11 protein-coding genes are annotated in these 14,460 nt (G+C 68.0%); 2 read left to right on the forward strand and 9 right to left on the reverse strand.

Features of this window, described 5'->3' with window-relative positions; genetic code table 11:
• Positions 1-84: 84 nt before the first annotated feature.
• Complete coding sequence (locus HMPREF1008_RS00570) at positions 85-1,503, reverse strand: FAD/NAD(P)-binding oxidoreductase (protein ID WP_009277896.1); 1,419 nt, start codon at positions 1,501-1,503, stop codon at positions 85-87.
• 406 nt (positions 1,504-1,909) lie between these two features.
• Between HMPREF1008_RS00570 and HMPREF1008_RS00575 the strand changes: the two genes are divergently transcribed.
• Positions 1,910-4,006, forward strand: coding sequence for a glutamine synthetase III (locus HMPREF1008_RS00575; protein ID WP_009277897.1), 2,097 nt, complete (start codon positions 1,910-1,912; stop codon positions 4,004-4,006).
• A 316-nt stretch (positions 4,007-4,322) separates the two neighbouring features.
• Here the strand turns inward: HMPREF1008_RS00575 and HMPREF1008_RS00580 are convergent, their stop codons facing one another.
• Positions 4,323-4,817, reverse strand: a complete 495-nt coding sequence (locus tag HMPREF1008_RS00580; protein ID WP_009277898.1) for a manganese efflux pump — start codon at positions 4,815-4,817, stop codon at positions 4,323-4,325.
• A 149-nt stretch (positions 4,818-4,966) separates the two neighbouring features.
• Here HMPREF1008_RS00580 and HMPREF1008_RS00585 point away from each other — a divergent pair, with 149 nt between their 5' ends.
• On the forward strand, positions 4,967-5,896 hold the full coding sequence (locus tag HMPREF1008_RS00585; RefSeq protein WP_009277899.1) for a zinc dependent phospholipase C family protein: 930 nt from the start codon (positions 4,967-4,969) through the stop codon (positions 5,894-5,896).
• A 135-nt stretch (positions 5,897-6,031) separates the two neighbouring features.
• On the opposite strand, the gene HMPREF1008_RS00590 is transcribed toward HMPREF1008_RS00585, so the two are convergent.
• The 7 genes from HMPREF1008_RS00590 to ligA all read right to left on the reverse strand — a co-directional run bounded on the left by HMPREF1008_RS00590 (position 6,032) and on the right by ligA (position 14,316).
• The gene (locus HMPREF1008_RS00590) at positions 6,032-7,435 is read right to left on the reverse strand and encodes a cation:proton antiporter (protein ID WP_198003124.1); all 1,404 of its coding nucleotides are present in this window, start codon (positions 7,433-7,435) and stop codon (positions 6,032-6,034) included.
• Positions 7,436-7,606: 171 nt separating this feature from the next.
• Positions 7,607-9,217: a carbohydrate-binding domain-containing protein gene (locus HMPREF1008_RS00595; protein WP_198003125.1), complete on the reverse strand. Its 1,611-nt coding sequence runs from the start codon at positions 9,215-9,217 to the stop codon at positions 7,607-7,609.
• A gap of 265 nt (positions 9,218-9,482) precedes the next feature.
• Entirely contained in the window at positions 9,483-10,175 is a 693-nt protein-coding gene (locus HMPREF1008_RS00600; RefSeq protein WP_009277902.1) for a DUF4956 domain-containing protein, read from the reverse strand.
• 15 nt (positions 10,176-10,190) lie between these two features.
• On the reverse strand, positions 10,191-11,003 hold the full coding sequence (locus HMPREF1008_RS00605; RefSeq protein WP_009277903.1) for a polyphosphate polymerase domain-containing protein: 813 nt from the start codon (positions 11,001-11,003) through the stop codon (positions 10,191-10,193).
• Between the two features lie 265 nt (positions 11,004-11,268).
• Complete coding sequence (locus HMPREF1008_RS00610) at positions 11,269-11,700, reverse strand: type II toxin-antitoxin system VapC family toxin (RefSeq protein WP_009277904.1); 432 nt, start codon at positions 11,698-11,700, stop codon at positions 11,269-11,271.
• Between the two features lie 2 nt (positions 11,701-11,702).
• Complete coding sequence (locus HMPREF1008_RS00615) at positions 11,703-11,942, reverse strand: hypothetical protein (RefSeq protein ID WP_009277905.1); 240 nt, start codon at positions 11,940-11,942, stop codon at positions 11,703-11,705.
• A 160-nt stretch (positions 11,943-12,102) separates the two neighbouring features.
• Positions 12,103-14,316, reverse strand: coding sequence for an NAD-dependent DNA ligase LigA (gene ligA, locus HMPREF1008_RS00620; protein ID WP_009277906.1), 2,214 nt, complete (start codon positions 14,314-14,316; stop codon positions 12,103-12,105).
• Between the last annotated feature and the right edge of the window lie 144 nt (positions 14,317-14,460).

Below are 14,460 nucleotides of genomic sequence, written 5' to 3' on the forward strand. Positions count from 1 at the left end.
CGAATCTGGCGAGAGAGGCCAGGCCACCCGGCCGGGACCCAGCCCGGCCGGACGACCCCGACCCCGCCGAATGACCCTCCGGCCCTACCGCGCCGTGTCGACCTCGGCCACGGCCTGCATGGCCACGGCGCCGACGTAGTTGACGGGCTGGCCGAAGTTGGGCTGGAAGAAGAAGTCGAAGCCCGCCAGCTCGTCGATGGTGTTGTGGTTGTGGATCGCGATCGACACCGCGTTCGCGGCCTGAGAGATGTCATGCCTGCAGGCGAACTGCGCCCCCTTGACCTCGCGGGTCGTGGGGTCCCAGGTCAGGACGCAGGTCACGGGCTCGGTGGTGAGCATGAAGTCGGGACGGAAGTCCTGCACCAGCGTGGTGGAGGCGACCTCGACGCCACGCGCCGCAGCGCCCGCCACGGTAAGCCCCGTCGCCGCGAGCGAGAGGTCGTAGAGCTGCACGGCCGAGGTCGCCTGCGTGCCCAGGTAGGCCTTCGTGGGCTCGATGGCGTTGGCCCCCACGAGCAGCCCCTGCCTCACCGCGTTGGTGGCCAGGGGGATGTAGTCATCCTCGCCCGTGGGGTTGTAGAGCACGGTGGCGCTGTCGCCCGCCGCAAACACGTCCTGACAGGGCTCCGCCTCGGGCATGCCGTCCTCGCCAAGCAGCGTCGCACGCATGTAGGGGTCCACCCTGATGGCCCCGTTGCGCAGCATGTCCAGCTTGCCCTGGAAGAGCTCGGTCCGGGGAGAGAAGCCCGCGGCCATGATCAGGTAGTCGACGCGGCGCTCGACCCCACCGCTCGTGACGCTGACCCCCGCCTCGTCCGCCTCGACCCTCTCGACCATCTGGTCGAAGGCCAGCTCCACGCCATGGTCGCGGTAGGCCTCCTCAACCAGGCGGGTGACGTCCTCGTCGAAGTTCTTCGCGAGTGCGCGATCGAGGCCGTCGATCAGCGTGACCTTCGCACCCATGAGCGAGGCCTGCTCCGCGAGCTCGGCCCCGATGTAGCCCGCGCCCACGACGGCGACGGACTTGGCGTCGGCCATCCTCTCCTTGATCTGGCGACCGTCGTCCCAGTTCTTGCAGCGCAGGACGCGACCGGCCTGGAAGCCCTCCGCCAGGCCGGGAATGGGCGGAATCACGGGCTTGGAGCCGGTGGTGACGACGATCTTGTCAAACGGGAGGGTCCCCTCGCCCTCGCCGTCGAGCTCGCGCCAGGCCAGGGTCTTTGCCGACAGGTCGACGGAGGTCACGTCGCAGCGCATGTGCATGGTGGCGCCGAGCTCGGCCAGGGCCGCCGGCGAGGAGTAGAACATGCGCCTGGGGTCCGACACGTGGCCGCCCACCCAGAGCGCGATGCCACAGGAGAGGAACGAGAGCGTGTCGTTGCGCTCGAAGACGTGGACCTGCCAGTCGGGATGTGCTGCGAGGATCGACTGGGTGGCAAAGGTCCCCGCGTGGGTGCAGCCCACGACGGCGACGGTCAGGGCCCCATTCTTGCTGTCTGGCATCAGTGCTTCCCCTCTCTTCCGGTGGCGCTTCCTGCGCCCTCGTGCCAGCTGCGGGAGGGAATGCGGTCACTCTCGCCCCTGGCCTCTTCGCTTTAATGTTACCTAATTACTAACAGTTTTGAGGCGAGAGGGACGGACACATTTTGGGACGAGAGGAACGGCGGCCTTTGCGGAGACCCTCACGGGGATCGTCGCCCCACCCGCGAACGACGCGTCCCCTCTCACCCAGCCACGCCAAGTCGCGAGCGCATGGGGCAGGCGGGGCACCCGAGCGCAGCCAATGCCCGCATTTCGTGTCGGTGGCCGTTCACTCCCCTTTAACAGGGGTCAGGTAGTGTACCTTTCGGAAAGAAACGCAGGCCCGGGCCACCGCGGAGCGCGGGCTCACAGGGGAATTGGGGGCACCATGTCAAAGGACAAGGTTTCCGAGGAATACGGCAGCCTGGTCTTCACGGACGCGGACATGCAGGACCGGCTTCCCAAGCCGACCTACCGCGAGCTCCGGCAGACCATCGACGACGGCAAGCCCCTCGACCTCGACATCGCCAACGAGGTCGCGCATGCCATGAAGGAGTGGGCGCTGGAGAAGGGCGCCACCCACTTCACCCACTGGTTCCAGCCGCTCACGGGCATCACGTCCGAGAAGCACGACAGCTTCATCAACCCCAAGGACGACGGCACCGTGCTCATGGCGTTCTCGGGCAAGGAGCTGGTCCAGGGCGAGCCGGACGCCTCGAGCTTCCCCAACGGCGGCCTGCGCGCCACCTTCGAGGCCCGCGGCTACACCGTCTGGGACCCCATGAGCCCCGCCTTCATCAAGGACGAGGTGCTCTGCATCCCCACCGCCTTCATCAGCTACACCGGCGAGGCGCTGGACAAGAAGACCCCGCTCCTGCGCTCCGAGGTGGCCCTCGAGAAGCAGGCCAAGCGCGTCCTGGCGCTCTTCGGCAAGGAGCCGCGGCGCGTGGTGACCACCTGCGGCCCCGAGCAGGAGTACTTCCTCATCAAGGAGGAGGACTACGAGGCGCGTCCCGACCTCATCCTCTGCGGCCGCACCCTCTTCGGCTGCGAGCCCGCAAAGGGCCAGGAGCTCGAAGAGCACTACTTCGGCGCCATCCGCCCCTCCGTCAACGCCTTCATGAAGGAGGTCGACGACGAGCTCTGGAAGCTCGGCGTGCCCGCGCGCACCAAGCACAACGAGGTCGCGCCCTGCCAGCATGAGCTCGCGCCCATCTTCGAGCAGGGGCCGCTCGCCATCGACGACAACCTCATCACCATGGAGAAGCTCAAGCTTCTGGCCACCCACTACGGCCTGGCCTGCCTGGAGCACGAGAAGCCCTTCGAGTACGTGAACGGCTCGGGCAAGCACGACAACTGGTCTCTTTCCGCCGACGGCGAGAACCTGCTCGAACCAGGGGACAAGGCCGAGGACAACCTGCAGTTCCTCGTCTTCCTCGCCTGCCTGGTCGCGGCCGTCGACGAGCACGCCGACCTCTTGCGCGCCTCCGTCGCGTCCGCGGGCAACGACCACCGCCTGGGCGCCAACGAGGCGCCCCCGGCGATCATCTCGGTCTTCCTGGGAGACGCGCTCTCGCCTGTCGTCGACGCGCTCATCCGCAAGGAGCACGCCGAGTCCCACGACCGTGAGCTCGTCGACCTGGGGGTGCCCGCCCTACCCGACGTGCTGCGCGACAACACCGATCGCAACCGCACCAGCCCCTTCGCCTTCACGGGCAACAAGTTCGAGTTCCGCATGTGCGGCAGCCAGCAGAACCTGAGCGACCCCAATGTGGTGCTCAACACCGCCGTTGCCGAGCAGTGCGACCGCTTCTGCTCCTACGTGGCAGACCGCATCGGCGAGCTGGGCGACTTCACCCAGGTGGCCATGCGCTTCGTGCGTCACACCTTCCGCGACCACCAGCGCGTCATCTTCGACGGCAACGGCTACGCCGACGAGTGGGAGGAGGAGGCGGCCCGGCGCGGGCTCCTCAACCTCAAGACCACGCCCGACGCCCTCCCCTGCATGGTCGAGCCCCAGAACATCGCCTTCATGGAGAAGTACTCCGTCCTCAGCGAGGCGGAGAGCCGCGCGCGCTACGCCGCCGCCGCCGAGCAGTACGCGAAGCTCATCAACATCGAGGCGAACACCATGGTCTACATGGCGCGCCACCTGTACCTGCCCGCCCTCTTCAGCTACTCGGGCGACATCGCGACCTCCGTCGCCGCCAAGGCCGAGATCGGCATCGCCGCGACGGCCGAGAAGGCCACCGTGGTCGCACTCACCGACGGCATCAACGCCATCCACGAGGCCGTGGCAGAGCTCGAGGAGAAGAACTCCCACGCGCATGGCATCGCAAGCTGCAAGGAGCAGGACGACTTCTACCGCGACGAGGTCATCCCCGCCATGGCGCGGCTGCGCGAGCTGGTGGACGGCATGGAGAGGATCTGCGGCAGGGACTACTGGCCCGTGCCCAGCTACAACAGGATGCTCTTCTACGTCTAGGCCGCCGCGCGTGCGTGCTGCCCGCAAGTGCGTCCGTCGCGTGTCTCACCTTGCCGACGACGTCCAACGCGTGTCTCATTTCATTGACAGCGTCCAACGCGTCTGATGCCTCCGCGTTTGCCCAGTTGGCGCGCGGCGCTCAGACGCGTTCGACGTAGTCGAACATCAAATAGACGCGCTGAGCGTAGTCGCGCACTGGGTTGACGCGTTCGACGTAGTCGCATAGCGGACAAACGCGTTGGACGTAGTCGCGCGGCAGACGAACGCGTTCGACGTGCTCGCCCCACCCACCTCGCACGGCGAAGGGGCGCGCCGTCTACCCCAGGAAGGCCCTCAGGCCGATGATGACGAGCACGACGCCGCCCGCCACTTCGGCGCGGTCTCCCAAAAGGCAGCCGAGCCTGCGGCCGATGGCAAGCGCGACCACGCAGCAGGCTGCCGTGGTGAGGCCGATGACGCCCACGGCAAGCGGCAGGTTGACGGCCATGGCCCTGAGCGACACGCCCACGGCGAAGGCGTCGATTGCAGTGGCGACCGCCTGGAAGAGCAGCGTGGCAATGGTCAGGCGAGAGGCGCTCCCGTCCTTCCCCGAGACCACCGCGACCTGGCAGGCCTCGATCAGCTCCGCCGCGAGCTCTCCCAGGTAATAGCCCAAAAGGGGCATGAGCGCCTGAAAGGCACCGAAGAAGAGCGGCATGAGCAGCAGGCGCGAACGGCGCTCGCCGCCGTACACGAAGCTGTTGGATATGGTGACGGCGAAGGCGGCGGCGGAGAGCGCGAGGCCCAGGATGAATATTCCTGCGATGGACACGGCACAACCCCCCAACTGCGCTCGCGATTTTGCACAGAAACGCGATTATACGACTGCCCGGCCCGATGGGACGGACTCGATGCCACGGTCACAAAATGGTCTACCCTGTAGCCCAGTCATCCGCATGGGACGAGGCAAGGAGCAGCACGATGCCGGCACTTATCACGCACCACCTGTTTGGCGAGGAGGCGGCCGCCCTCCTGCCCCAGGGGATTCTGGCAGACGAGCAGGACCTCCTAGCCTTCCTCCTGGGCAACCAGGGTCCCGACCCTCTCTTCGCGCGCTTCTCGACCCTTCCCCGGACGGCTGCCACCTGTCATCGCCTAGGCAGCCTCATGCACGGCCAGAAGGTGCTCGACGCCTTCCTCGCCCTGCGCGACGCCGTGAGCCACCTGCGCGAGGACGACAAGACCTGTGGTCGCGCCTTCGCGCTGGGCATGCTCAGCCACTACGCACTGGACAGCGGCTCCCATGCCTTCGTGTACGCCCAGCAGGCGACCATCATCGCGGCGGCGGACGGGCTCGGGGACGCACAGAGCGAGGTCCACAGCCTGATCGAGACCGACATCGACAGCTGGCTCCTCTGGGAGCTGCGCCGTCAGACCGTGGTCCAGGCGCCTCCCGCCGACATGCTGGCGCGCACGGAGCGCATCGACCGCGTCGCGGGCGCCCTGCTCTCCCAGCTGGCCTGGCAGGTCTACGGCGTCTCCCTCGACGCGGAGGAGTACGCCGGCTGCACCCACGACTACGAGCTCCTGTACCGCGCCATCGAGCCCGTGGGCTCGCCTCGGGGTCGTGCCCTCATGGCAGTGGAGAGGCTCGTGCGCCCTCACTCCAAGCTGGCGTCCCTCGCCCATCCCGTCTGGGAGGGCGGAGACTGCCCTGCCGCAAACCTGGACCGTCACGAATGGGCGGACCCCTCGACGGGAGAGCGGCGGTTCGAGAGCTTCCCCGACCTCTTCTATGCGGCGTTGGACGCCTGGCCCGACCTGGCGGAGGCCTTCGTCACGCGCGACGTCGAGGCCCTGCGGGAGCTGGCGGGACGCGTCGACTACGACGGCAGGCCCCAGGAGGCCTAGCGGCCTGGGCAGCGCCCGAGCAACCTGACGACCGGCGGCATGCGGCCCGGTCCGGAGCCTGGGGCAAGGAGGCCCGAGCGACGTGGGCCCGCAGCCTGGCTCGGCGGCGCGAGCGCGTGGCGCCGCCCCTCTCCCCTACTCTTGGGGACTCTGGGGACGGTGGCCCTCCGCACGCGAGGCCCTGCCCCTGCCGGCAAGGTAGTCTGCCGAGCTGATCTGCAGGCCGCGACTCCTGCCCAGGCGGCGCTGCTCCCGAAAGACGCGCTGCCGTTCCTGGTAGGCCCTGCTGTGGCCCTCCACGACCTCCCTGAGGCTCCCCTCGCCGTGCGCGACCTCGAGCACCGCCGCCGCGACATCGGCCTCGTCCGCCACTCGGACGAAGGAGGTCAGCACGGGGATGACCAGCACCGTGAGCGCTGCGGCGGTGACCAGCACCGACGCGCTCTGCGACGCCATGACCCCGCCCTCCACCGCGACGGAGGTAACGGCCACCACCAGGGGCAGCGCCATGGTGCAGTAGGCAGCAACAGAGACGAGCTCACGCCAACCCAGGTCGCGGGTCCCGGGGTCCAGGCGCAGAGAGAGCGCCACCATGACCCCGCGCACCAGGACCAGGGCGCCCATGAAGCCGAAGAGCAGCGGCAGGTTCTGGGTCGCGGCCGCGAGGTCGATCCCCGCGCCAGATATGACGAAGAAGGCCGGCTGGAAGAAGCCGTTCGAGATGATGTCGATCTTCTCCTCCATCTGCTCGTTTCCCTCGGGGAAGAGCGCGCGCAGGATGAAGCCGGCTGCAAAGGCGCCGAGCACCGCGTCGAAGTCGAAGTAGGTGGCGGCCAGGAGCAGGAGCACCAGCACGGCGGACACCATGCGCAGGAGCGGCTGGGAGGCATGTCCCACGTCGTTGACCAGGAAGCGCCAGAAGCGCGCGCCGACGTTTTTCGCCTTGGCGGAGAGCCCCAGGACCAGGAGGGCGATGAGCCCGAAGACGGCGAAGCTCGCCAGGGTGCGCGTGGTGGAGCGGGACGAGAGCAGGAAGGACATGGCGATGACGGGCAGGAGCTCCCCGAAGGCACCGTGCACGGTGACGATCCTGCCCACGCGGGTCTCCGTGAGACCACGGTCGCGCAGGATGGGGGCGAGGGTTCCGTAGGCGGTGGTGGTCATGGCGATGGCCAGGGCCATCCACGCCGCCGGGTCGGAGAGACCGAGGTTGGCGAAGAGCGGAACCAGGGCGCTGCCCACGGCAAGGGAGGCCACCCACGACGCGGCGGCGACGCGCCCGGAGTGGCCCACCAGCTCTCGGGGGTCAATCTCGTAGCCCGCCTTGAGGAAGAGGAAGCCCAGCCCGAGGTCGCTCACCAGGCTGAGCGCGACGCTCGAGGTGTTGATGACCTTGAGGCCGTGCGCGCCCAGGATGGCTCCTGCAAAGACCAAAAAGACCACCTCGGGCACGGCACGGCCGGGCACGAGGCTGGCGAGGAAGGGCGCGAAGGCACAGACGGCCAGGATGAGCGCCAGGGAGAAGAGTATCGTGTTCATGCGCCACACTATAGCGCCCCCACGTGTGCAGGGCGTGGGGGCGCCGTTCGCTCCAACTCCTATGTCCCGTCCCGCGCAGCCCATCTGCGAACTGCTCAGGATGATCAATTTACCTGGTTATTCTCTCTTTCGCGCGCAAACTGGCCGTAATCTGCGCGGTTAGCGCCCGAGTCACCGGCCATCAGGCGAGAGGAGCCCCGGATCGATCCGCGCGTCGCCCGAAGTCGAGCCGCCTCCGGGGGCGAACCCTGGCTGGCCCGGGCCCGTCTGGCCGCCTCCGCCCTGCGGAGCACCGCCGCCCATGGCGGCGCTCACGTCGCTGTAGGTCGTGCCGTCCATGGTCACCTCGGTCGAGCTGCCTCCGATCTCGAGGCTGTAGCTCTTGCCGGACTCCACGCCCGGAGCGCTGGCCAGCACGCAGGCGAAGGACTTGGCAGGCGAGAAGGACGCGAGCGTCTCTCCGCCGGAGTCCTTGAGGGTCACCACATCACCGGCGTCGCCCGAGGCTGCGACCAGCATGCTTCCCTGCGAGGAGGAGGCCGAGAAGCCCTCGGCCATCCCCGCGGAGCCCGCCGCCACGACGATGCCGCCCGATATGGTGGCCGTGGAGCCGTCGCCGTAGTCTATGGCCCCATCGCCGTCGCCGGTGGGGCCGCTCACGTAGGTCTCGCCCCCCGTGATGGTGAGGTCGCCGTTGGAGTCGATGCCGTCGCCCTCGGCGTTCACCACCACCCTTCCGCCACTGATGAGGATGGATGCGCTGGAGTCGGAGCCCATCATGCCACCGCTCGGTGCCGACGGTGCCTGACCGGACTGGGCGGAGTCCGTCACGCTCGTCGAGTCCGTCGCGCTCGTCACGCCCGTAGCGTCCATAGTGCCCGTAGACCCCGTCGGGTCGCCTGCCGCGTTGAGGCCGTCATCGCTCGAGACGACGCTCGTCTCGCCGCCCGTGATGCTGACGCGCGCGCCCTCGACGCCCTCGTAGCTCTGGGTGACGTTGACGCTGCCACCGTTGATGGCGAGGTCGTACTCGGCGTGGAGCCCGTCGTCCTGGGCGGCGACGCTCACGCTGCCCCCATCCACCTGCAGGACCGAGCCCGCGTCGATGCCGTCGCTGCCCGCGGTGATGCCCAGCGAGCCTCCGGCGAGGTAGACGTAGCCCTTCGAGGAGTCCTCGTCGTTCTCGGCATGGATACCGTCCGTGCCTGCCGTGAGGGTCCAGGCGCCGCCGTTGACGCGGACGCTGTCGTTGGCCTGGATGACATGGCCCGCCGCGCTCACGTCCACGATGCCGTCCACCAGCCGCAGGTCGTCCTTGCAGACGATGCCATGGCCCTGCGAGCTCGAGACGCTCAGGCTGCCATCGCCGTTGATGGTGAGGTCTGACTTCGAGAAGACGGCGCCGTCCACGTTGCCATAGTCCGACTCGACGTCCGCACCGCTTGCCGTGAGGGTGTTCTGGCTGCCCTGAGCCAGGGTCAGGAATACCTTGTCGGCCTGCGTCACGACGAGGGCGGCGCTCGAGGAGCTGCCCACGCTCGCACCGTCGAGCACGACCTGCACCTTGTCCTCCTCCCCCGCGCTCACGACTATCCGCCCATCCGACAGGCTGCCGCTGACGACGTATGTGCCGCTCTCGGTGATGGTCACGGTACCGCCGTCCACGCTCGCCCCGTCGCCAGTGACCTTCGACCCCGAGTCGGCGAGCTCGACGCGCGTGGCACCCGACTCGTCATAGCTGGCATCGAGGTCGCGGTCGGTGAACTGGGAGCTTGCATCCACCAGGCTGGTCGCCGTCCCACTCGCAACGGAACTGGTCGATCCGGACTCCGTCGAAGCGCCCGTCGCAGTCGATGACTGCACGGCGCTTGCGGTGCAGCCTGCGAGCGGGGTCGCAGCGAGGGCGAACGCCAAGCCTGCGACGATGACGCCGCCACGAAGGCCATGCATACGCCCCTGGGAAGTGGCCGCGACCAATCCGCACCTCTCCCCTTGTCCGAAGTCACCCGTGCGAGCCCCCGTGGGCTCCCCACCTTCGTTGCGTCTCCTACATCTCATTTCCCGCCACCTCCCGATGCGCAAGGGCAACCTCGAGGTTGCCGTTCCGGCAGCGCAGCTCGTCCATGAGGGGCCGCCCCTGCTCCGGTTCGCGCAGACAGACGTCGTAGACGAGCTTGTAGAGGCTGCCCATGTTGGTGGTCTTCACCGAGACGAGCTTATGCTGGCTGGTGTAGCGCTCGAGTAGGTCGTCGAAGGCGTGGGTGTGGTCCAGGTCCTCGGGAATGGTCACGCGCAGGCTGAGGTGGTCGTCCTCGGTCTCGTGGCCGAAGTCGACTGCCTGGAGCACGAGGTTGCAGCCGCCTATGGCCACGGTCACGATCGCGGCGAGCGCCAGGTAGCCCATGCCGCAAACCAGGCCCAGGGCCATGGCCAGGAAGATGTAGGCGATGTCGCGAGCCTGACCGGGGACGCTGCGAAAGCGCACCAGGCTAAAACCTCCGGCAACTGCGACGCCGGTCCCCACGTTGCCGTCGACCATCATGATGACCACGGCGACGATGGCGGGAAGGGTGACCAGGGACATGGCAAGGCTCCGGGTGTGTCGGCCGCGGTAGCCGTAGATGAGGGCGAGGGCGAGCCCCAGCGCCAGGGCCACGAGCATGCAGACGACGAACTCGAAGGCGTCCTGCGCCGTGGTGGCGTTGCTGAGGTTCGTGTCGTTGAAGAGCGTCTCGAACATGGCTGGGTTCCTCCTCTAGCCTCGTTGGATGACGTAGGGCGCTATGCCGCGGCGAAGCTTGGCACGGACCTGCTCGCCGGCACGGGGACCCGACACCAGAGGCAGACCTTCCCTCCCGCCTGTCGACAGGACCTGCTGGCGCAGGGGACGACGGGAGGACTGAAGTCGCCAGGCGGCCCCGTACTTCGAGAAGCTCGCCTTGAAGATCCTCTGGGAGCCAAGGAACTCGACCATCCAGAGGGGCAGGGCCTGGCTGCTCTTGAGCTCCATCAGCGTCTCGCCAGGGGAAATGAGCAGCTCGCCGTCGGTGGGGCCCGCCAGGCTCACGTCGTCCCAGCGACAGCGGATGCCTTGGTCGAGGGTGACGCGGAAGTCATGGTCGCCGCGGGCGAAGAAGGCCTCTCGCTCGTAGGCGAGGTACATCGCCGGACGCAAGCCTTCGTAGACGGACGCCGCCGTGGCGATCTCGCGCTCGATTTGCCCCTGGGGTGCCCGCTCGCCGACGAGCGTGGCCTCCGCGGCGGCGAGGGGAAGGGTCGCGCGACGCTTGTACACCACCCCATCGAACTTCTTCTTGAGCTCGAGGAAGACGAGGGAAGACTCGCGCGCGGGCACGTAGCTGCGCAGTCGGAGCTTCTCCTTGTAGAGCGGGTGCTCCTCGGAGCGTCGAGCCAGAAGGTGGGTGGGGGTGTCGTAGTAGACGTTGCGCACGGTGGACGCCCCATGGGCATCAGGCTCCATGTGTGCCGCCAGGAGCTCTTCGAGGAGCCTGCGCTGGTCCTCCCGCAGGCGGTACTTGAGCTCGTTGCGCTTGAAAACGAACTGCATGCTGCCTCCTCTCCTCGCCCAGCTCAGGGTGGCCGTCACGGCGTCTGGAGGCTGGGTTGGAGGCATTATGCGAGTCGAAATCGTAAGCTAGCTTAAAATCCATGGCAGCCCACCAAAGGGCGACCACGTTCTTGGTAATCTGAAACTAGATTGACAAATTTCTGAAAACCTGAAGACTGACAAGGCGAGAGGGGCGGGGTCGATGCGGCATGCGACCGCGAGGCGTGCGCCGTCGCCCCGGCACGACCCTCTCGCCTGGCGCGACCTACGCCTGGGGCGGCACGTCATCGGGAATCTCGAACTCGTCCCAGCACTCGACCCGCAGTCCGTCCACGCGCTTGAACTCCCTCACGTTCCTCGTCACGAGTGTCGCTCCGTTCGCAAGTGCGGTCGCGGCGATGAGCAGGTCGTTGGGCCCTATGACCCTACTTTTGCCCGCGAGGTCCTGTCGAATCCTGCCATAGGTCCAGGCGCAGCGGTCATCGAAGGGCAGCACCCGATAGGGTGCCAGGAGCCTCTCCACCACAAGCCTTGACTTCGAGGGGTTTCCGGAGCGCTCCGTGCCATACGCGAGCTCCCCCACCACCACCGCGGGAACGCCAAAGGACTTCGGGTCGCTGGAACGGAGCGCCTCAAGGGTACCTGGAAGCCTTCCGTGCAGAAACTCGACCAGTACGCAGAAATCGATAAGGTACATGGCTAGGCCTCGAACCAGTCGCAGGCCTCGTCGAGGGAGGCGTCAAGGGCCTCGTCGTCCTCTGCCGGAAAGTCCGGCAGCGACCCGTAGAGGTCGAAATAGCCCGAGGGCCATCCAGACATGAGCTGACGCTCGCGCAGGATGCCGCCCACGAGCTTGGATATCGAGACGTGCTCGCGCGTTGCTTCGCTGCGAAGCCCCTCAAGAGTCGCGTCGTTCACATAGAGCGAGAGCTGCGCCATCGTTCCACCCCTTCATCCATTCGAAGATGACAAGTATAGTGTCAAGTATAGAGAACGACCAAGGCGATGGCCCTACTATCACGGCGATTGGGACCACAGGCTTGGTCACCGCCAAACAGAGCAGCAGCCAAGCAGCCCCGACCCTCTCGCCTGGCGCGACCTACGCCTGGGGTGGCTCCCCCGTCGCGAGGATCTGCGCAAGCGCCGCCTCGTCCAGCACGGGCACGCCCAGCTCCTGCGCCTTGGCGAGCTTGGAGCCCGCCGCCTCCCCCGCCACGACGAAGCTCGTCCTCTTCGAGACCGAACCCGAGACCTTGGCGCCCAGGGCCTTGAGCTGGTCGCCCGCGTCAGTGCGCTTGTAGTTCTGCAGCGTGCCCGTGAGCACGAAGGTGAGGCCTGCCAAGGACTGTGGCCGCTCGGGCTCGCGAACCTCCTCCTCGAGCACGACGCCCGCCTCGCGCAGGCGCTCGACCACGGCGACGTTCTCGTGCACGGAGAAGAACTCGCGCACCGACGCCGCGATCTTGGGTCCGATGCCATCCACCTGCGCGATCTCTTCCTCGCTCGCCGACGAGAGGGCGGCCATGCTGCCGAAGCGCTCGGCGAGGAGCACCGCCACGTTGGCCCCTACGTGACGGATTCCCAGCCCGAAGAGCACACGCGAGAGCCCGCGGCCCTTCGACTCCTCGACCTGCGCCATCACCTTGCCGGCGATGGTCCTCCCCACCAGGATCGGGTCGCCCTCCTCGTGGTCCTTCGCGCTCGTCTCGTAGACGCGGCCGGTGTCGACGCCGGCGAGGAGGTCCTCGCTGAGCGCGTCGTAATAGTCCGCGACGTCCGTGAGCAGGCCCTGCTCGACCATGCGGCCCACGAGCTCGTCGCCCAGACCGTCGATGTCCATGGCCTTGCGGCTGCCCCAGTGGATGAGGCGCTCGGAGGCCTGGGCCGGACAGTCGATCGAGACACAGCGGAAGGCGACCTCGCCCTCCTCGCGGACCACGGGACTCCCGCAGCTGGGACAGGCCTCGGGCATCTGCCAGAGGGGGCGCGCCTCGTGCCCGGCGGCCAGGTCGCCCTCGGTCACGGGACCCACGACCTCGGGAATCACGTCGCCCGCCTTATGCACCACGATGGTGTCGCCCACGCGCACGTCCTTGCGGCGCACCTCGTCGATGTTGTGCAGGGTCGCACGGGCGATGGTCGAACCGGCGACCACGACGGGGTCGAACTCGGCGACCGGCGTCAGGACGCCGGTGCGGCCCACCTGAACGCGGATCTCGCGCAGGACGGTGTGCCTCTCCTCCGGGGGAAACTTGAACGCGATGGACCAGCGCGGGGCGCGGGCGGTAAAGCCCAACGCGTCCTGGCCAGCGAAGGAGTCGACCTTCACCACGACGCCGTCGATGTCGTAGTCGAGCTCGTCTCGGTGCGCCAGGGCGTCGGCGCAGAAGTCATGCACCTCTCGGGAGCTGATGACGAGGGCGGCGCGGTCGTTCACGTGGAAGCCGCAGGCGCGCAGCCAGTCGAGGAAGGCGTGCTGGGTGTCCACGGCCAGCGGGGACTCGTCCGCCACGGCATAGATGAAGGTCTCGAGGTCGCGATGGGCGGTGATGGCCGCGTTCTTCTGGCGGAGACTGCCGGCGGCGGCGTTGCGGGGGTTGGCAAAGACCTGCTCGCCGGCGGCGTCGCGCTCTTCGTTGAGGCGCACGAAGCTGTGCTTGGGCATGTAGACCTCGCCGCGCACCTCGATGGAGTGGCCAAAGCCGCCGTCGGCGACGTCGTCGAGGCCTGCGGGCGCCAGGGCACGCGGGATGTCGTCGATGGTGAGGACGTTTGCCGTGACGTCCTCACCCGTGGTCCCGTCCCCACGCGTGGCGGCACGCACCAGCTGGCCGTCGCGGTAGGTCAGCGCCACGCCCAGGCCGTCGATCTTGAGCTCGCAGGTGTAGGCGACGGGAGCGTCGGGCGTGGAGCCCAGGGCCTCGTCGGTGCGGGCAAGCCACTCGTCGAGCTCACCCAGGTCCATGGCATCGTCGATGGAGTACATGCGTTGGGCGTGCTGGACGGGTGCGAACTGCTCGCTCACGTAGCCGCCCACGCGCTGGGTGTAGCTGTCGGGGCGCGCGAGCTCGGGATGGGCAGCCTCGATGGCCTGCAGCTCACGCAGGGCGCGGTCGAAGTCGGCGTCCGACATCTCCGGGTCATCGAGGGCATAGTACTGATACGCGGCGTGCTTGAGGATGCGGTCGAGCTCTGCGGCGCGGGCGGCTGACGACTGCTGCGCGGCGGGCTGCGATGCGGGGACGCCGACGGGGGTACCGGCCGGGTCGTCCCCGCTCGCGAACATCGACATCTGCGACTGCTCCTGTGCCATGTGCCTCTCCCTTGCACCGATTCTTCCGGCGACGCGCACTCGTTGCGCCGTCGATTATCGCATTCCCGGCACGCCCCGCCGCGCCGGGGCGCCGCCGCCTCTCCCCCGCCGCCGCGCCGGACGCCCGCGCCTCTCCCCCCGCCG

The organism is Olsenella sp. oral taxon 809 str. F0356, from assembly GCF_000233535.1.
Classification (GTDB): Bacteria; Actinomycetota; Coriobacteriia; order Coriobacteriales; family Atopobiaceae; genus Olsenella_I; species Olsenella_I phocaeensis.